This is a genomic window from Paraburkholderia sp. USG1 (genome assembly GCF_031570135.1).
In the GTDB taxonomy this organism is placed as follows: Bacteria; Pseudomonadota; Gammaproteobacteria; order Burkholderiales; family Burkholderiaceae; genus Paraburkholderia; species Paraburkholderia dioscoreae.
On sequence record NZ_JAMWXW010000010.1, the window covers coordinates 153,359 to 170,174 of the forward strand.

Annotated in this window: 17 protein-coding genes, 1 tRNA gene and 3 riboswitches; of the genes, 11 read left to right on the forward strand and 7 right to left on the reverse strand. The window is 62.1% G+C overall.

Annotation, left to right across the window (positions count from 1 at the left end; translation table 11 throughout):
• Positions 1-3 precede the first annotated feature (3 nt).
• Genes NE850_RS15715 through NE850_RS15735 form a run of 5 tightly spaced genes read left to right on the forward strand, consistent with a single transcriptional unit; the run spans position 4 to position 3,761 of the window.
• Positions 4-705: a WbqC family protein gene (locus tag NE850_RS15715; RefSeq protein WP_165187224.1), complete on the forward strand. Its 702-nt coding sequence runs from the start codon at positions 4-6 to the stop codon at positions 703-705.
• Positions 702-1,679, forward strand: coding sequence for a hypothetical protein (locus tag NE850_RS15720; protein ID WP_165187226.1), 978 nt, complete (start codon positions 702-704; stop codon positions 1,677-1,679). Before NE850_RS15715 ends, NE850_RS15720 begins: the two co-directional genes overlap by 4 nt.
• Positions 1,676-2,200, forward strand: coding sequence for a GNAT family N-acetyltransferase (locus NE850_RS15725; protein ID WP_165187228.1), 525 nt, complete (start codon positions 1,676-1,678; stop codon positions 2,198-2,200). The genes NE850_RS15720 and NE850_RS15725 overlap by 4 nt, the downstream gene beginning before the upstream one ends.
• Before the next feature lie 33 nt (positions 2,201-2,233).
• Complete coding sequence (locus tag NE850_RS15730) at positions 2,234-3,019, forward strand: phytanoyl-CoA dioxygenase family protein (RefSeq protein WP_165187231.1); 786 nt, start codon at positions 2,234-2,236, stop codon at positions 3,017-3,019.
• 4 nt (positions 3,020-3,023) lie between these two features.
• Positions 3,024-3,761, forward strand: coding sequence for a trans-aconitate 2-methyltransferase (locus NE850_RS15735; RefSeq protein WP_165187233.1), 738 nt, complete (start codon positions 3,024-3,026; stop codon positions 3,759-3,761).
• Between the two features lie 89 nt (positions 3,762-3,850).
• On the opposite strand, the gene NE850_RS15740 is transcribed toward NE850_RS15735, so the two are convergent.
• The 3 genes from NE850_RS15740 to NE850_RS15745 all read right to left on the reverse strand — a co-directional run bounded on the left by NE850_RS15740 (position 3,851) and on the right by NE850_RS15745 (position 5,914).
• A complete protein-coding gene (locus NE850_RS15740) occupies positions 3,851-4,825 on the reverse strand; it encodes a transporter (RefSeq protein WP_310698907.1) in 975 nt (324 codons plus the stop codon).
• Between the two features lie 303 nt (positions 4,826-5,128).
• Positions 5,129-5,344 carry a DUF1214 domain-containing protein gene (locus NE850_RS39480; protein ID WP_084747788.1) on the reverse strand — a complete coding sequence of 72 codons (216 nt, stop codon included), beginning with the start codon at positions 5,342-5,344 and terminating at the stop codon, positions 5,129-5,131.
• 432 nt (positions 5,345-5,776) lie between these two features.
• On the reverse strand, positions 5,777-5,914 hold the full coding sequence (locus NE850_RS15745; RefSeq protein WP_157187810.1) for a hypothetical protein: 138 nt from the start codon (positions 5,912-5,914) through the stop codon (positions 5,777-5,779).
• Here NE850_RS15745 and NE850_RS15750 point away from each other — a divergent pair.
• Positions 5,913-6,656, forward strand: a complete 744-nt coding sequence (locus tag NE850_RS15750) for a hypothetical protein (RefSeq protein ID WP_310698908.1) — start codon at positions 5,913-5,915, stop codon at positions 6,654-6,656. The genes NE850_RS15745 and NE850_RS15750 overlap by 2 nt on opposite strands.
• Positions 6,657-6,738: 82 nt before the next feature.
• Here NE850_RS15750 and NE850_RS15755 read toward each other — a convergent pair whose 3' ends face one another.
• From NE850_RS15755 to NE850_RS15765, 3 genes are all read right to left on the reverse strand, one after another.
• A complete protein-coding gene (locus tag NE850_RS15755) occupies positions 6,739-7,749 on the reverse strand; it encodes a sodium:calcium antiporter (protein ID WP_007180005.1) in 1,011 nt (336 codons plus the stop codon).
• Between the two features lie 92 nt (positions 7,750-7,841).
• A riboswitch (yybP-ykoY riboswitch) is annotated at positions 7,842-8,022 on the reverse strand.
• A gap of 103 nt (positions 8,023-8,125) precedes the next feature.
• Positions 8,126-8,608: an outer membrane protein gene (locus tag NE850_RS15760; protein WP_007180006.1), complete on the reverse strand. Its 483-nt coding sequence runs from the start codon at positions 8,606-8,608 to the stop codon at positions 8,126-8,128.
• 591 nt (positions 8,609-9,199) lie between these two features.
• Positions 9,200-9,275 (reverse strand) — tRNA-Arg (locus NE850_RS15765).
• Between the two features lie 276 nt (positions 9,276-9,551).
• Here NE850_RS15765 and NE850_RS15770 point away from each other — a divergent pair.
• On the forward strand, positions 9,552-10,448 hold the full coding sequence (locus NE850_RS15770; RefSeq protein WP_007180007.1) for a cytochrome c5 family protein: 897 nt from the start codon (positions 9,552-9,554) through the stop codon (positions 10,446-10,448).
• Positions 10,449-10,621: 173 nt separating this feature from the next.
• Here NE850_RS15770 and NE850_RS15775 read toward each other — a convergent pair whose 3' ends face one another.
• A complete protein-coding gene (locus NE850_RS15775; RefSeq protein ID WP_007180008.1) occupies positions 10,622-12,712 on the reverse strand; it encodes a UvrD-helicase domain-containing protein in 2,091 nt (696 codons plus the stop codon).
• A gap of 311 nt (positions 12,713-13,023) precedes the next feature.
• On the opposite strand from NE850_RS15775, the gene NE850_RS15780 reads away from it, so the two are divergent.
• The 4 genes from NE850_RS15780 (at position 13,024) to gcvH (ending at position 16,790) form a co-directional block, all read left to right on the forward strand.
• Positions 13,024-14,073: an oxidoreductase gene (locus tag NE850_RS15780; RefSeq protein WP_007180009.1), complete on the forward strand. Its 1,050-nt coding sequence runs from the start codon at positions 13,024-13,026 to the stop codon at positions 14,071-14,073.
• Between the two features lie 197 nt (positions 14,074-14,270).
• A complete protein-coding gene (locus NE850_RS15785; RefSeq protein ID WP_007180010.1) occupies positions 14,271-14,621 on the forward strand; it encodes a hypothetical protein in 351 nt (116 codons plus the stop codon).
• A 142-nt stretch (positions 14,622-14,763) separates the two neighbouring features.
• A riboswitch (glycine riboswitch) is annotated at positions 14,764-14,865 on the forward strand.
• 33 nt (positions 14,866-14,898) lie between these two features.
• Positions 14,899-15,062, forward strand: a riboswitch (glycine riboswitch).
• Between the two features lie 83 nt (positions 15,063-15,145).
• The gene (gene gcvT, locus NE850_RS15790) at positions 15,146-16,264 is read left to right on the forward strand and encodes a glycine cleavage system aminomethyltransferase GcvT (protein ID WP_007180011.1); all 1,119 of its coding nucleotides are present in this window, start codon (positions 15,146-15,148) and stop codon (positions 16,262-16,264) included.
• Between the two features lie 145 nt (positions 16,265-16,409).
• On the forward strand, positions 16,410-16,790 hold the full coding sequence (gcvH, locus tag NE850_RS15795) for a glycine cleavage system protein GcvH (protein ID WP_007180012.1): 381 nt from the start codon (positions 16,410-16,412) through the stop codon (positions 16,788-16,790).
• Positions 16,791-16,816: the final 26 nt, after the last annotated feature.

Below are 16,816 nucleotides of genomic sequence, written 5' to 3' on the forward strand. Positions count from 1 at the left end.
GTCATGAAGCTCGCGATCATGCAGCCCTACCTGCTCCCGTACATCGGGTATTTTCAGCTGGCTGCGGCAGCCGACAAGTTCGTCTTTTACGACGACGTGAACTTCATCAAGAACGGCTGGATCAACCGTAACCGCATGCTGCAGGGCGACCAGGTGCGTTATCTCACCGTGCCGCTCAGCGGTGCGAGTCCTTCGTTGAAGATTAACGAAGTGCTGGTCGAACCGCGCGAGCGGTGGCTGCGCAAACTGCTTGAATCGATTCGGCACGCCTATGCCAAAGCGCCTCACTACCCGCAGGTCAGCGCATTGATCGCACGGATTCTGGCGGAGCCTCTCGCGCCAGTTTCGCTGCTCGCTTCGCACACCGTCATGGAAATCTGCAAGTACCTCGAGATCGACACCGAATTCGTCCCGTCGTCGACGATATATGGCAACGCGCATCTCAAAGGCACGGAGCGGGTCCTCGACATCTGCGCAAAAGAGCAGGCGAGCACCTATGTGAACCTTCCGGGCGGCCGCGCGCTTTACGATAGCGCGGCGTTTTCGGCGCGCGGCGTGGAGCTTGCCTTCATCGAGCCGAACCTGTGTCCCTATGCGCAGTTCGACGACGGCGCCTTTCATCCCGCCTTATCCATTCTCGACGTCCTGATGTTCAATAGCAAAAACAGCGTGAGAGATATGCTGTGCGTCGAGGTGACAGCATGATTGCGCGCGAGCCGCGCGCAATCGGCGGCTATTTCGAACTCGAACTGCCGCGAGTCGAAGCGCCTCTTCACGGCGACGCGCTGCGTTTCCAGTCGTCGCGCGCGGCGTTCCTCGCACTGCTTCGGGCGAAGCGGCCGGCTGCCGTCTGGATGCCCTGGTACATTTGCGACGCGATGATCGAGCCTTTGCGCATGACCGGCACGCCGGTCAAACGCTATCGGCTCGATGCCGACTTGCGTGTGCAGTCCGCCGATATCGGCGACGATGAGTGGCTCCTCTACGTCAACTATTTCGACCTGTGCGCCCGCCAGGTCGACGACGTGCTCAGCCGCTTTCCTCGCGAACGCGTGTTGATCGACAACGCGCAAGCGTTCTTCGCGCAGCCCGCCGACTGTCTCGCCACGCTGTACTCGCCGCGGAAGTTTCTCGGCGTGCCGGACGGCGGCTATCTCGTCACCCGGCAGCCGATCGATATGCCGGAAGCAATCGACGATGCTTCATTGCTGCGCTGCGGACACCTGCTGACCCGGCTCGCAAAAGATGCGGAAGCCGGCTACGCCGGCTACGCCGCCGCCGAAGAAGGTCTGAAGTACCAGGAGCCGTTGCAGATGTCGAGACTGACCGAGCGGCTGCTCGCCAGTATCGACTATGCAGATGTGCGGGCGCGCCGCATCGAAAATTTCGCTTTCCTGCATGAGAAGTTGCAGCGCTACAACCGCTTTACGTTTCGCCACGACGAACATGCGGTGCCGCTCTGCTACCCGTTTTTCGACGCACCCACTGGCGCGCGGGAAACGCTTCGCGCGCAGCGCATCTATACGCCCACTTACTGGCCGGACGTGGCGGACGCTGAAGGCGCGCCGGACTTCGAGCGCAATCTCCCGGCCTCGACCCTTTGCCTGCCATGCGATCAGCGGCTTACGCGCGACGATCTCGCGCCGATGGTGCAACACTTACTGGACCGGCTCGCATGAGCGACAACACGATATTCCTGCGCGAGATCGAACGCGGCGACCTGCCGACTATCAATGCGTGGCGCTCCGACAAGGCGCTAGTCAGCCTGCTGGGCGGCGCCTTCCGGTATGTGGGCGCCGAGATCGACAACAGATGGTTCGATAGTTACCTCGGCTCCCGCGCCGCCAATGTTCGGCTCGCCGTATGCCTCGCCTCCACCCAGGAATTAGTGGGCGTGACATACCTGCTGGACATCGACTGGGTGCACCGCTGCGCGGAGTTCTCGATCCAGATCGGCACGCAGACGGCACGCGGCCGCGGCATCGGCGAGGCCGCGACGCGCCAGACGCTCGACCACGCATTCGGCGACCTCAACCTCAACCGTATTTCGTTGACCGTGCTCGCGTCCAATGCGCGCGCCATCGCCCTTTACGAGAAGGTGGGCTTTCGCGCCGAAGGTCTGTTGCGCCAGGCCGCCTTCAAAGGCGGCCGCTATCTCGACGTCGTTCCGATGGCCATCCTGGCTGATGATCGACGCTGAGCCCTTCACTTTTGCCGTTGCTTCGCCCCACTCATGAACACGATTGATGCTCAACACCACACTGCGCTTGCAACGGCAGGCTGGACGGTGCTTCCCCGGCTGATTCGCAGCGAATTGCTCGATTCGGTGGTCGAGGCGCTGGGTCCTTCGCTCGCGTTGCGCGACGAAATCCGGCACCGCAACGGCGTGCTGGAAAACAGCGCCGGCACCTTGCACCATCTGCTGATGGATGACCCGTGTTACGTCGAATTGCTGGCGCAGCTCTCGGCGCTGGAGCCGATTTTCAAGGGGTACTTTGAAGGCAACTTCGTTCTGAATTCGTACGGTGGCGTCATCAACGAGCGCGACTCGCGCGCGTACGTGCAGAACGTGCATCGCGATATCCGCTTCGGCTCCGACACGCGGCGCTTTATGGTGAACGCGTTGGTGATGCTCGATGATTTCACGCTGGAGAACGGCGCAACGCATATTCTTCCGCACTCGCAGAACATGCTGGAGCAGCCCACCGACGAGCATTTCTACGCTCACGCCTCGCGTGCGACCGGAGAGCGTGGCTCGATTCTGCTGTTCGATTCGCGCATGTGGCATGCAACCGGACGCAATACCACCAACGCGCCGCGTCGTGCGCTGACGCTGACGTTCACCAGCCCGTTCTTCAAGCCGCAGCTCGATTACGCACGCCTGTTCGGCTACGGCAATCTCGGCCGCTGCAATGCATGGATGCGCCAGGTGCTCGGCTTCAACGCCCGGGTGCCGCAGTCGCTCGATGAGTTTTACGTACCTGTGGAGCAGCGGTTCTATCAACGCGGACAGGATTGACGATATGAGCAGAGACTACAACGCAGAAGCAAAAGATCATCCCGAACATCGGTACGCTTACGACTTCGACTACCTGATGCATGAGTACATGCTTCGCACATTCGAGCCATTCCTCGCGGGCGATGACGCGCTCGAACTGGGATGCTTCGAAGGCAACTTCACGCGCCTTCTGACGCAGCGCTTCGATTCCGTGGAAGTGGTCGAAGCCTCGGCGGACTGTATCGCCGTTGCGTCGGATAAAACGAGGGGCGCCGTCAAGTTCCATCACTCGACGTTCGAGACCTTCGAACCGGCGCGGCGCTACGACAATATTTTCCTCATCCATACGCTCGAGCACCTCGATCATCCGGTCGAAGTCCTGAGCCGGATTGGCAGCTGGTTGTCCGAAGGCGGCAGGCTGTTCGTGGCTGCGCCGAACGCGCGGGCCGGATCCCGGCAGATCGCGGTCAACATGGGGTTGATCGACCATCACGCAGCCGTGACGCTGGCGGAAGCGGCGCACGGTCACCGGGTGACCTATTCGATCGATACGCTACGGGCCGACCTGCGTGCGGCGAAGCTGCGACCGGTCACTGAAGGCGGCGTCTTTTTCAAGGGCCTTGCCAACTTCCAGATCGATGCGGCGTTGGAGGCGGGCATCATATCCAGAGCGTATCTCGACGGCTGTTTCGAGTTGGGACGCGTCTATCCCGACTTGTGCTCCAGCGTGTACGCGATATGCGAGCGCGAGACGGCGCACTGATCGGGGCGAGTCGAGCCGCCCTATCTGGTTCGCAGCCGGCCTGAGCCGGCTGCCGTAAGTCCGCAGCGTGCTGCTCCCAAGGCGCCGCGTTACTGAAAAGTCGCATTGACCGACAGTTGCACCGCATTGCCCTTCGGCCGATTGCTGGTGTTGAATTCATTGACCCAGCGCAGAGAGGCCGACACGGGTGTCTTCTGGATCTTGCCCGACCACGTGACCATCGGCCCGAGACCAACGGAATGGCCCTGACTGCCGCCGACGGCATCTGCGATGCCGCCGCTGTCATTGCCGATCTGCTGGATGTAGCCGCCCACCACGCCGACACCCCAGCCGTTGCTGAAGCGCTTGAGCGCAAGCAGATCAAGCACGCTGACCGGCGCGTTGTGATAATGGGTGTCGTTATTGGGCGTGTAGAACTCGAGGCCATAGTTCAACGACAACTCGATGTTCTCTTTCGGCAGCAATTTCGTGTAAGCGATTGTGGGTGTGAAGGTCCACGTGTTCTGCCCGGCATTGGCGAGCCGGTTAGGGTTGTACGCGCCGGTCGGCGCATAGATCTGCACACTCAACGCGATATGGTCGGTCTTGGTCAGGTGATAGCCGGCAATAACCGGCGTGAAGAAGAAGTCGGCGAACTGCGTGCCGTGGTCGTTCGGCAAACGGCCATGAAATGACGAAATGTCCGTGTACTGGACCGGCACGCCAAACGAGGACGCGAAGTTCCAGCCACCCACAGTAATGCCCCACGTCTTGATCGCCGCGAGGATGGTGTATTCGGCCGTTGCGTCGACGCCGGCAGTGACCTGACCGGCGATCGGAATCGACTTGCTCGCGCCGAGCGAGCCCTCATAATAGATCGTGGCGGCGGTCACAATCCAGTCGTTGGTGGGCGGCACGATGCCGCCATAGGGTGTCACCTGCATGCCGGTGATCGGCCGGCCAATGCCGCCTTCAGTCGCCCACACTGTTTGGGAGAGACTCACGCCGGCAGCGGCCAGAAGCGCACCCTTGCACAGTCGGGCGACAAGCCGCCTCGTCGGGAAGAAACCGTTAGGTTGACTCATAATCGTCCTTATCAAATAGGAGTTCGGCATTCTCACTCCGGCCGAACCGCATACGGACCGTCTGCGTCGCAAAGCCGCACGCGTGCAAGTGCGCGCGCGTCAGGTTTCTCGCACAATTGGCGGCAGTGCCCAGTTGTCGTCGAGCATTGCCTGCCTGAGACCGTGGGCGCGTAAGTGCAGGGAGAACTTTTCACTACCCGGCGCCTGCAACCAATTGGCAAACTTTTGTCTTCACTGAACCTCGTGTTTTTCACGTAGGGCGCGAGCAAGCCATCTGCATTGAACTGCGGGTCTTTGATCTTCTTACCCAGCGCATGGCGGTTCTGTGGGCTGAGTGAAAAAGTGATGTGCGTTATATACCGTTAGCGACCGAAGGCCCTTGCCAGGAGATAGCCGATCTTTAGGGAAGCTCACAGTGTAGCGCCCGCTGCCATCAAGGATTTGACCAGATGCGTCGGTGTCCGAATAAAAACACTTTGCCTCGCTCGCGTTATTGACAGCGACGTTCGACTTCGCTATCGCCGTTGGAGTGTAGTGGTTATCGCTCCAGTCTCGTCCTGAGTGTTCTTATCGGCGAGCGCCTGCCTTTACCTGATGCGAATTTGTTTCAAAGTGATGGTCGCGTTCGTGTGTCCGATTTATATTCAATTCATTTGGCGCGCTTGTTCGTGCGGCTGAGCGACCACTCACGGATGGACGCCAGACCACGCGGAAGAGGCGTGCCATGTCACTTGAGCAATCGGGAAAGGTGGCGCGGCGGGATACGGGGCTTGCATGAGCGCTCCTTGAAAACGAGAAACGCCGCATCAAACGAAGCATGCGGAAAGTGGACTATTCACCACGCTGGCATCGTTGGGAATACTAGCAATGTTTCATGGCTTTATAGAGATAAATTTGTAACGCGGCCGAGGTGCCGCGTCCAACCAGGCGCCGTCCGGCCTCCTGAAATATTCAATTGGTATTTGTGCTGGCGGCACGGGTTCCTCCGCCGTCCGGAAAAAATTCTGCAAAGACTGCAATAAGCGCCTTGCGCCCATTAGACTGGCGCTCGTTCGAGGTTCGATCCACCGCTTTCGATGAGGCTTTCATGATTCGCACGTTGCACCGGTATTGCATTGCCTTCACTGTCGTACTTCTGTCCGCCTGCTCCGTTACGCCACACCAGGACGGAGGCGTGTCGCAGGCAGGCGCATCGACGGCCGTGACCCTGGCATCGTGGAACGACACCGTGACCAAACGCTCGATCGTCGATTTCGTCACGCTCGTGACGACGCCCGAATCCAGGGACTTCATTCCGCGCGCCGACCGCATCGCCGTGTTCGACAACGACGGCACACTGTGGCCGGAGCAACCCGCGCCGGTACAACTGGTGTTCGCGCTGCAACGCGTGAAGACAGTGGCCGGGCGGCATCCGGAGTGGAAGCGCCAGGAACCGTTCCGCTCGATCCTCAAGGGCAATCTCAGGAATGTGGCGGCAGGCGGCGACGCCGGCTCTTTGCGGGTGGTCGATGGCGCGGCCAAACCGCTTGCCATCGACCGCGTGATCGGCAGGCGTCCGGTGATCGCGTTCGGCAACGCGGACGGCGACGCGCCGATGCTCGAATGGACCTCGGCGGGCGACGGCCCGCGCCTTGCCGCGCTCGTGCATCATACGGACGCGGAACGCGAATATCAGTATGACCGCGCGTCGAAGAGCGGCAAGCTCGACAAAGCTCTGGACGAGGCCGCTGCAAAAGGCTGGCTCGTCGTCGACATGAAGGACGACTGGAAGACGGTGTTCAAACCGGCCAACGCGACAACGTCGGCAGCGCAGGACGCAACGGTCAAGTGAGCGTGAAGCGCAGAAGGCCTGCCGGTGCGCAACCTTCCGCGATTGTTCCACTTGCGGTCAGGTGGCTCGTTGAGCGGCGCGTCTAGCGAGTCAGCGTAATGACCAGATAGGTCGCATACAGCACGCCGCAAACCAGCAACGCCCACACCGGCACACCGCGTTCGCGCACATTGATCCGCAACCATGCTGCGGCGGCGAGCGTGATCACGATGCCGGTCACTACCTCGATGCGCGGCATCCACGGCGTCAGCAGAATGCCGATCGCGGGCAGCAAGGTGCCCTGGAACACCATCGCGCCGGTGATGTTGCCGAACGCCAGCGTGTCTTTGCCCCGGCGAATCCACAGAATGCTGTTGACCTTCTCCGGCAGCTCAGTGGCGATCGGTATGATCAGCAGCGAGAGCAGCAGCGGCGAGATACCGAGCGCCTGCGACACGCCGCGCACACCGTGGATGAAGCCCTCCGCACCCCACACCAGCAGCGCGACGGCGAGCGCTAGTTGCGCCACGATGGTCACGAGGTTGGTCGGCACGCCGAGACGCGAGATCAGCATCTTGCCCGGTGCTTCGGTGCCGTGACCGGCCTCGACCAACTCGTTTGATGCGCGGAAGGTCATCACCACATACGTGATGTACACGCCGACCAGCGCTGCGCTGAAGAGGGCGCGCACGAGCATCTGCTCGTGCGGCACGTACATTGCCGCAGCGGCCAGCACGAACGCGCACAGAAAGTAGTTGAGGTCGCGCGTAAAGCCCCTGCGTTCCGGCGCGACCCAGCCGCTCGCGCCGCGCGAACCGAGGATCGCGAGTGTCATGAGGAAGGTGGAGAGCGTGGAGAGCATCAGCGGCGCGCCGAGAATTGCGCCGACGCCGATCTCCTGGTTGACCGCGCTATCGGTCGTACCGCTGGCGATCGCCAGCAGCGGCACGAGGGTCTCGGGCAAAGCGGTGCCGACCGCTGCGAATAGCGAACCTGTCACGCCCTCCGAAATTTTGAGGCGTTCGCCCAGGTGTTCGAGCGCGTTGGTGAAGAGTTCGGCCGCCACCAGAATGACGACCAGCATGACAGCGAGTTCGAGCAGGAGGCCGGTCATAGGCGGCTCCCCGCAAGCACGGAGGGGCGGCGGCGCGGCAGACGGCGAGCGGGAGAAACTGGCAGGGCACAACGATGTATCACGAGGCAACTCCGCGGTCGGACGTAGATGACAAACCAATGACGCACCGCCGCCCGTCCGACCAGAACGAGGCAGTGCGTCAATGGTCTCGCCAAACCGACACGGTCGAACGCGCCATGACCTACGAGGCCAAGTATGTTGACGCGTTCTCCTTCAAAGGATGAAGGAAGGCTACTCCCCAGTGACCGGGCGATTCTAACGGCAGGGGACGCTTTCAACAACCTTGGTAGGGGGAAAAGAGCGGCGGGGTGGCGGGGGCCTTGGTAACTCCCCGCGTAGCCGCTAATCAGGCAGATCAATTGAAGTGATACTGCAGACCGATTGTGAAACTGTTATTTGTTCTTTTGGTGCCGTCGTGATTGCTGGTGTCGGTTGTCCATTCGCCTATGGCGCTTATGTGTCTGGCAAATTTATATTCGATGCCCAGGCCCCAATGGAAACGCGTGTCTGGATCGTCGCCGGTGAATCCAATGCGGACATAAGGCAATATCTGATTGAACGGCATGCCGAATTTTGCATCGATTCCGCCGTCCTTATAGGTTGTCGAGCCGTGATGCAAATCGGCAAAGGCCTCGGCGCCCACTATGAACCGGTCGATGTCGAAATTATATCCGGCCGTGAAACCTGGGAAAACCGTAGTGTGCGATGCTTTGCTGATGACACCGGAAGCATTGGAACTATTCACACCTACCTTGAAGCCCAGGTATGGGCCGGCAAACTGGCTTGCGCTCGAGAGAGGCTGCACTGATTGCGCGTGCGCGAGGTTGGACAGCATCATGATAGATGCAGTTAAAATCAATCGGATTGTTTTGTACATGACCTGCAAATAAAACACTGGCGTGCGAATGGTTTCGCGAAAGCCCTTTTATTAAGTGGGGAAGCGATTGCTGAAATACCGCCCCGGGAATTCCACGCGTCGTGAGATTTGCATGGTGCACGCATGCTAATTAAGGGGACAGACTAGGGCAATTGGAAATTTCTGCAGATAAACGTTTACACGTCTGATTCTGAATTGATGGACGGAAATTTACAGATGTTTTTGGATAGTTCTGTTGGGCTGGGGGGTCGTGGAGTGACGGCGGGGGGCATGTCTGCGGGCTCTGGGATGGAGTACGGCGCTTGGGTGGACATCACAAGGCTGGGAAAATAAAGGGATTCGGCGCACACAGCGCAAGCCTTAGATTAAGGTCGACTCTTTTTTATGCCCGGCTGGGATCGAAAAAACCGGCTGAAGGCGTGCCAGATAAGGCATTAAAGGCGCCCACCACCAGCCAGTGGGTCCAGCCGATGATGGCGAAAGCAGGACCGCAGTTAGCCGCAATTCGGGGGGAGCTGGAACAGGTGAAGCCGCTGAAAGCCTTACGGCTATTGGTGCGCCCGGCTGGGATCGAACCAGCAACCCCTGCCTTCGGAGGGCAGTACTCTATCCATTGAGCTACGGGCGCTTCACCACGAAAGCGCGGCAACCAGAACGGATGCGACGCAAAGCGACAGACCGAAAGGATACCCGGTTTCGGCCGTACCGTCCACCGGACGGCCTGAATGGCAGCACCCAGCGCCTTCCGGCCGCTCCTCGCGATGCGGGTAAACGCCTGCTGAACACCCCGCCGCGCCCCTCGCCGCCGTCGAAATCTTGCGTCTATAATCGTCCGTGGCTGATTAAAGAACAAGAAATTGCCGTCACGCTGTACCGCTCACATACCCACGGAGACGAGACAAGCATGAGCGAAGCACCACACGGAGCCCCGATCAAAACCCCAGCACAGCTCATCGCCGCGATCATCGCCGGGTTTGCTGTTCCGATCGTCATCATCGTGCTGCTGGCCGTCTACGTCGATAACTCGACGCGCACCGGCGCCGGCACCGACTCTCTCTCCGAAGCCGAGGTCACCGCCCGCATCAAGCCGTTCGCCCAGGTCGACATTCGCGACGCCAATGCGCCGCGCATCTACAAGACCGGCGAAGAAGTCTACAAGGCCGTTTGCTCCGCGTGTCACGCGTCGGGTGCAGCAGGCGCGCCGAAATTCACCAATACCGCCGACTGGGCGCCGCGTATCGCGCAAGGCTTCGACACGCTGCTGCACACGGCGCTCACCGGCAAGGGGGCAATGCCGCCGCGCGGCGGCACCAGCCCAGACGATTACAGCGACTTCGAAATCGCTCGCGCGGTCGCCTACATGGCGAACAATTCCGGCGCGAGCTTCCCTGAACCGGCTGAGCCGGCTGCGGGTGCCGCAGCGGCATCCGGCGCAGCAGCAGCCGCACCGGCCGGCGGGTCGGACGCGGGCGCGGCCCAGGCCGCCGCGGCAATGGCCGCGATGGCCAGCGTGCCGCAAGCGGCAGCACCGGCAGCCGGCGGCACGCAAAGCGCGGATGCCTCGCAAGCCGGCAAGGCGCTGTATCAGCAAGTCTGCCAGGCCTGTCACGCTGCCGGCGTGCTGAACGCACCGAAGTTCGGCGACAAGGACGCCTGGGCGCCGCGTCTGAAAGACCCCATCGACACGGTCTATAACTACGCGCTGCATGGCAAGGGCGCGATGCCCCCGAAGGGCGGCTCGAATGCCTCGGACGCGGACGTAAAGGCTGCCGTCGACTACATGGTCAGCGCGGTGAAGTAAGACGAGGCGTGGCCTGCGCCACGTCGCAAAAAAATCCCTGCCCGTGGAAACGCGGTGCAGGGATTTTTTCTTATCGGCTGCAGGTGGGCGCGGGAGCCAGATCAGCGGCTTCACCGCTCACGCCGTCGAACCCATACGTTTCGCCGGAGCAGCTCAGCGGCCTCAGCACTCGCTCACGGCTTCTGCAACAGCGCCTTCAAACTCGCAAGCCGGTCTTTCGGCGACATCGGCGCTTCTTCGGGCGTCGGCGGCGGAGCGTCGTCGAGCAGCATTTCGGGAATGAAGCGCGACGGCTCGCACACCACCGTTTCGCGCGCGCGCTTGCGCTTCTTGCACCAGTTCAGATGCAAACTGCGCTGCGCACGCGTGATCGCCACATACATCAGGCGGCGCTCTTCTTCGATGCGCGCGTCGTCGATCGGCTCGTCGTCGGGACCGCCGCGATGCGGCATGATGCCTTCTTCGACGCCAACCAGAAACACGTGCGGATACTCGAGCCCCTTCGACGCGTGCACCGTCGAGAGCCGCACCGCGTCGGGATCTTCCTCGCGGCCTTCGAGCATCGACATCAGCGCGACGGTCTGGATCAGACCCAGCAGACTTTTGCCGGTGTCGCCGAGACCGTCGGCAGTGTCGTAGCCGGTGGCTTCGTCGGCCGCGGCGCCCGTCGGCTCAGCCTTGGTGCCTTTGCGCTTCAACCACTCCATGAACTCCAGCACGTTTTGCCACTTGGACTGCGCCTGACGTTCGTCGAACGCGTCGTACAGGTAGGCTTCGTAGTGGATGGCGTCCATCAGTTCGTCGAGCAGCGTGCCGGCGGCGTCTTTCTCGGCGCGATCGGTGAGGCGCTGCATGAAGTCGCAGAACACGCGCATGGGTTCGATCTGCCGCGGCGACAGACGCGCCTCGATGCCGCCCATGTAAACCGCCTCGAACAGCGACACCTTGGCCTGTCCCGCGAACGAACCGAGCGCCTCGAGCGTCGTATTGCCGACGCCGCGGCGCGGCGTGGTGATCGCGCGGATGAACGCGGGGTCGTCGTTCGCGTTGGCGATCAGGCGCAGATAGGCGCAGATGTCCTTGATCTCGGCCTTGTCGAAGAACGATTGGCCACCGGACAGCACGTACGGAATCCGCTCACGCCGCAGCACCTGTTCGAAGATGCGCGCCTGGAAATTGCCGCGATAGAGGATCGCGTAGTCGCGAAAATTGGCGCGCCGCTCGAACTTGTGCGCCGACAGACGGAACACCACGGACTCGGCCTCGTGTTCTTCGTCGTTACAGGGCGTAACGGTGATCGTGTCGCCCATGCCGTGTTCGGACCAGAGCTTCTTTTCGAACAGCTTCGGATTGTTCGCGATCACGTTATTCGCGGCGGTCAGAATGCGCACCGTCGAGCGGTAGTTCTGCTCCAGCTTGATCAGATGCAGCTTCGGAAAGTCCTTGCTGAGCTGCCCGAGGTTTTCGAGCGTCGCGCCGCGCCAGCCGTAAATGGCCTGATCGTCGTCGCCCACCGCCGTGAACGCCGCGCGCTTGCCGGCCAGCAGCTTCACCAGTTCGTACTGGCAGGCGTTGGTGTCCTGATACTCGTCGATCAGCAGATAGCGCAGCTTGTTCTGCCAGCGGTCGCGCACCTGCTCGTTCTTCTCGAAGAGTTCGGCGGGCAGACGGATCAGATCGTCGAAATCCACCGCCTGATAGGCGTGCAGCGTCGCCACGTAATTGCGGTAGACGATCGCGGCCTGATGCTCGTCCTCGTTCGCCGCAATCGCAATCGCCTGCTCGGGCATGATCATGCCGTTCTTCCACAGCGAGATGATCGACTGGATCTTGCGGATGAAGCCCTTGTCCGTCGAGCCGACCTGCTCCTGGATCATGCCGAAGCAGTCGTCGGAATCCATGATCGAGAATTGCGGCTTCAGGCCGACGTGCTCCGCTTCCTGCCGCAGAATCTGCACGCCGAGCGAGTGGAAGGTACAGACCGTCAGCTGGTTGACGGGCACTTTGCGGCCTTCCTTGCCGGGCGTGGTGAGCGTCTTGCCTTCCAGCAGCTTGCCCACGCGCTCGCGCATTTCCAACGCGGCCTTGTTCGTGAACGTGACGGCGGCGATGTGGCGCGGCTCGAAGCCTTTGGCCTCGATCAGGTGCGCGATTTTCTGCGTGATCACGCGCGTCTTGCCGCTGCCTGCGCCGGCGAGCACGAGACATGGACCGTCGAGATAACGGACCGCTTCATTTTGAGCGGGGTTCAGGCCTGCGGACATCGTCTATGGATGGGTGATGCGGTTAAAGCGGCGGTTGAGGGCGCGGCGGCGCGAAACGCCGGGGGCATGCTGCGCGGCGCCGGCTGCCGGAACAGGCGCCCCGCGCGGTGCGGAGGGCGTTCTGGCCCGCTGCGCAAACGCGCGAGCGGAGCGATGTTAACACGGATGCACGCAACCGATGCCGCGTCCCATGACGGTCACCGGCACCACGACGACCCTGACGGTCCGCCTTCCGGACATGCCACAATTGCAGTGTTGCGCGCCGCCGCCACGGTGGCAAAGCGGCGCGCCGTTTTTGCAGGAAGACAAGCATGTCCGCATCGCTGAAGATTGGATTGATGGGTTACGGTTTCGCCGGCGCGACCTTTCACGCACCGGTAATCGCGCACTGCGGCCGCGCGAGCGTCGCGGCCATCGCCACGAGCCAGCCCGAGCGCGCGCTCGCCGACTATCCGCATACGAAGGTGGTGGCCGACCTCGACGCACTGCTGGCGCTCGAAGAAATCGACTGCATCGTGATCGCCACGCCGAACGACACGCATTTCGAACTGGCGCGCCGCACGCTGGAAGCGGGCAAGCACGTGGTGGTCGACAAACCGGTCACGCTGAATGCCGCCGACGCCCGCACGCTCGCCAACATCGCGCTCGCCCGCGGCAAGCTCTTCATGCCGTTTCACAACCGTCGCTGGGACGGCGATTTTCTGACGGTGCGGGATCTGCTCGCGAGCGGGGAATTGGGACGGGTCACGCAATACGAATCGCATTTCGACCGTTTCCGGCCGGAGGTGCGGCAGCGCTGGCGCGAGGAAGCGTCGCGCGGCGGCGGCTTGCTGCTGGACCTCGGGCCGCATCTGGTCGACCAGGCGTTGGCGCTGTTCGGCACGCCGCAGAGCTTGCTGGCCACGGTGCGCACGCATCGCGACGAGGCCAGCGCGCCGGACTACGTGCATATCCAGCTCGGCTATGGCGAGTTCGAAGTCGTGTTGCACGCCAGCGCGTTGACTGCTCTGGTCGCGCCGCGATTCACGATTCACGGCACGCGCGGCAGCTACATGAAATATGGGCTCGACACGCAGGAAGACCAGTTGAAGGCCGGCCTGCGACCCGGCGACGAAGGCTTCGGCGCCGGCAATGCGGCAGGCGTGCTGCGCGTGCTGGAAGGCAATCAGGAAGTGGACCGCGAGCTGCCGACGCGTAATGGAAATTACGCGGGCTTCTATATCGCCGTGGCCGACGCCATCCAGAACGGCGTGAAGTTCCCGGTCAGCGCGCAGGATGCCGTCGATGTAATGACAATTATCGAACTCGCCGCCCGCAGTTCGGAAGAAGGCATCCGGCTGCCGTTTGAACGCGTTCGCTGACCCGTTTGCCTGCGCGTCGGCACGGCTTGTGTACCTAAAACCGCACTCGCCGCCCACGCCGCACAGGCCACAATCCTGACAGGCCCGAAAGGAACATAACGTTACAAATAAGGCCGTGTTCCCGGTCAGCGTGCTCCGGCAGTCAGCCGTTGCTTTCCGAGTAACAACACAAAACCACAATGACTTCCGGAGAGTTCATGCCCCGTTCCATCCGCGCGCTTGCCGCGTGCGCCCTGCTCAGTTCCCTCGCCGCCTGTGTGGTGACGCCTCAACCCGCGCCCGCCCCTCGTCCCAGCCCGCAACAGATCGCGGATCAGCGCCTGCGCCAGGTCGACGGCCGCATCGAGAATCTCGGCCGCCGTATCGATAACCGCGTGAATCAGGGCTATTACCCGCCGCCCCAAGGCGGCGCGCTGCATCATCGCCTCGACGTGATCCGTCAGGAAGCGCACGACATGGCCGCGCAACATGGCGGCGGCCTGTCCAGCGACGAACAGCGCGTGCTGAATCAGGAACTGGACAACGCGGCACACGCCATCGGCGAATAATCGCCGCGCGTTCGGGCTACGGAGCACCAAGAGAGCTGGCATCACAATGCGCGCTTTTTTGACGAACGCCAAAGCGCCGCGTCAGGTGCCATGCCACTCGCGGGCCTTTATTTGACAAGCCCCCGGCCCTCGCGTACATTCGCCGCACGCGTCGGGAGAGCGTGCTGGCCGCAGAAAACCGCAGGCCGCGCCGCCGAAGGGGCACACCCGCAAACTCTCAGGCAAAAGGACCGACCGCGTCGGAAAACCCGTGTTGAGGCAGCATCAAGGCACCGGTTTTTCGCACTCTGGAGAGCGGCAGTAGCCGTCTGCATCGCGCGTTTCGTATGCGTGCGAGCAGATTTGGCAGGCTGCCCACCGAAGGGGCGCGCGTTTCACCGTGGCGGATTCACGTTCGCACGGCAACGCAATCTCTCAGGTATCGAGGACAGAGGGGCCATGCAACAACGCATCGCTCGCAGCCGTCAGGCCGCGAGGCGTAGCGCCGCATGGCCTTTTTTGTTTCGCGAGATGCCCGAGGCCCCATGACCGAACTCAAACACACCCCGCTCAACGCCACCCATCGCGCGCTCAATGCCCGCATGGTCGATTTCGGTGGCTGGGACATGCCCGTCAACTACGGCTCGCAGATCGACGAACACCGCGCCGTGCGCACCGACGCCGGCATGTTCGACGTCTCGCACATGTGCGTCGTCGATTTCACCGGCGAGCGCGTGCGCGCCTTCTTCGAATATGCGCTGGCCAATAACGTCGCCAAGCTGCAAACGCCCGGCCGCGCGCTGTACTCCTGCCTGCTGAACCCGAACGGCGGCGTGATCGACGACCTGATCGTCTATTACTTCGGCGAAGATCACTTCCGCGTGGTCGTCAACGCCGGCACCGCCGACAAGGACATCGCCTGGTTCGGCCGGCTCAACGCCGAAGGCGGCTTCGGCCTGACCATCACGCCGCGCCGCGACTACGCGATCGTCGCCGTGCAAGGCCCGAACGCTCGCGAAAAAGTCTGGCAAACCGTGCCGGCTACGCGCGCCGCCACCGAGGCGTTGAAGCCCTTCAACGCCGCCCGTATCGCAGACACGCCGTTCGGCGAATTGACGGTCGCGCGCACGGGCTACACCGGCGAAGACGGCTTCGAAATCATCGTGCCGGCGAATCGCGTCGAAGCACTGTGGAACGCGCTACGCGCGCAAGGTGTGCGCCCGGCCGGCCTCGGTGCGCGCGACACGCTGCGCCTCGAAGCCGGCATGAACCTGTACGGCCAGGACATGGACGACAATGTCTCGCCGCTCGACGCCGGCCTCGCCTGGACGGTCGACCTCACCTCGCCGCGCGACTTCGTGGGCAAGAGCAAGCTGGAAGCGGACGGTTCGCAGGCCGCGTTCGTCGGCCTGATCCTGCTGAAGGACAACGGCAAGGCAGCAGGCGTGCTGCGTGCTCATCAGAAAGTCGTCACGCCGCAGGGCGAAGGCGAAATCACCAGCGGCACTTTTTCCCCGACCATGCAGGAATCGATCGCCTTTGCGCGCGTGCCGAAAGGCGTGCAGCCGGGCGACACCGTTCACGTTCAGATTCGTGACAAAAACGTTCCCGCAAGCGTGGTAAAACTGCCGTTCGTGCGCAACGGCAAAGTGCTCGCGGTTTAAGCAGACCGGCGCGTGCGCAAACCTTCACAAGAAAACGCCGGGCCGCCCCAAGTTTTCTTGTTCCCCCTCGGGGGGACCTGGCGCGAAGCGACAGGTTTGGGGGCCCTTTTAGTTACTACCGAATCACACCGCATAGGAGCATCCGATGAGCATTCCGGCCGATCTGAAATACACCGAATCGCACGAGTGGGTCCGTACCGAAGCGGACGGCACGCTGACGGTCGGCATCACCGACCACGCGCAGGAAGCGCTCGGCGATATCGTCTTCTTCGAAGTGCAGGAACTGGGCAAGACCGTGAGCGCGGGCGACACCGTCGCCGTGATCGAATCGGTCAAGGCCGCTTCAGATATCTACGCACCGGTCTCGGGCGAAATCATCGAAGCGAACACCGCCGTGGCCGATACGCCTGATTTGGTCAACAGCACGCCGTACGATAGCTGGCTCTTCAAGATCAAGCCGGCCGCGGACGCCGCGCTGGACCGCCTGATCGACGCCGACGCATACAGCAAGTCGATCGGCGCCTGATTCACCATTCGTTAAAGTCAAACCGT

Coding starts and splice junctions, on each gene's coding strand:
- NE850_RS15715 (WP_165187224.1), top strand. CDS start 4: ATGAAGCTCGCGATCATGCAGCCCTACCTGCTCCCGTACATCGGGTAT.
- NE850_RS15720 (WP_165187226.1), top strand. CDS start 702: ATGATTGCGCGCGAGCCGCGCGCAATCGGCGGCTATTTCGAACTCGAA.
- NE850_RS15725 (WP_165187228.1), top strand. CDS start 1,676: ATGAGCGACAACACGATATTCCTGCGCGAGATCGAACGCGGCGACCTG.
- NE850_RS15730 (WP_165187231.1), top strand. CDS start 2,234: ATGAACACGATTGATGCTCAACACCACACTGCGCTTGCAACGGCAGGC.
- NE850_RS15735 (WP_165187233.1), top strand. CDS start 3,024: ATGAGCAGAGACTACAACGCAGAAGCAAAAGATCATCCCGAACATCGG.
- NE850_RS15740 (WP_310698907.1), bottom strand. CDS start 4,825: ATGAGTCAACCTAACGGTTTCTTCCCGACGAGGCGGCTTGTCGCCCGA.
- NE850_RS15750 (WP_310698908.1), top strand. CDS start 5,913: ATGATTCGCACGTTGCACCGGTATTGCATTGCCTTCACTGTCGTACTT.
- NE850_RS15745 (WP_157187810.1), bottom strand. CDS start 5,914: ATGAAAGCCTCATCGAAAGCGGTGGATCGAACCTCGAACGAGCGCCAG.
- NE850_RS15755 (WP_007180005.1), bottom strand. CDS start 7,749: ATGACCGGCCTCCTGCTCGAACTCGCTGTCATGCTGGTCGTCATTCTG.
- NE850_RS15760 (WP_007180006.1), bottom strand. CDS start 8,608: ATGATGCTGTCCAACCTCGCGCACGCGCAATCAGTGCAGCCTCTCTCG.
- NE850_RS15770 (WP_007180007.1), top strand. CDS start 9,552: ATGAGCGAAGCACCACACGGAGCCCCGATCAAAACCCCAGCACAGCTC.
- NE850_RS15775 (WP_007180008.1), bottom strand. CDS start 12,712: ATGTCCGCAGGCCTGAACCCCGCTCAAAATGAAGCGGTCCGTTATCTC.
- NE850_RS15780 (WP_007180009.1), top strand. CDS start 13,024: ATGTCCGCATCGCTGAAGATTGGATTGATGGGTTACGGTTTCGCCGGC.
- NE850_RS15785 (WP_007180010.1), top strand. CDS start 14,271: ATGCCCCGTTCCATCCGCGCGCTTGCCGCGTGCGCCCTGCTCAGTTCC.
- gcvT (WP_007180011.1), top strand. CDS start 15,146: ATGACCGAACTCAAACACACCCCGCTCAACGCCACCCATCGCGCGCTC.
- gcvH (WP_007180012.1), top strand. CDS start 16,410: ATGAGCATTCCGGCCGATCTGAAATACACCGAATCGCACGAGTGGGTC.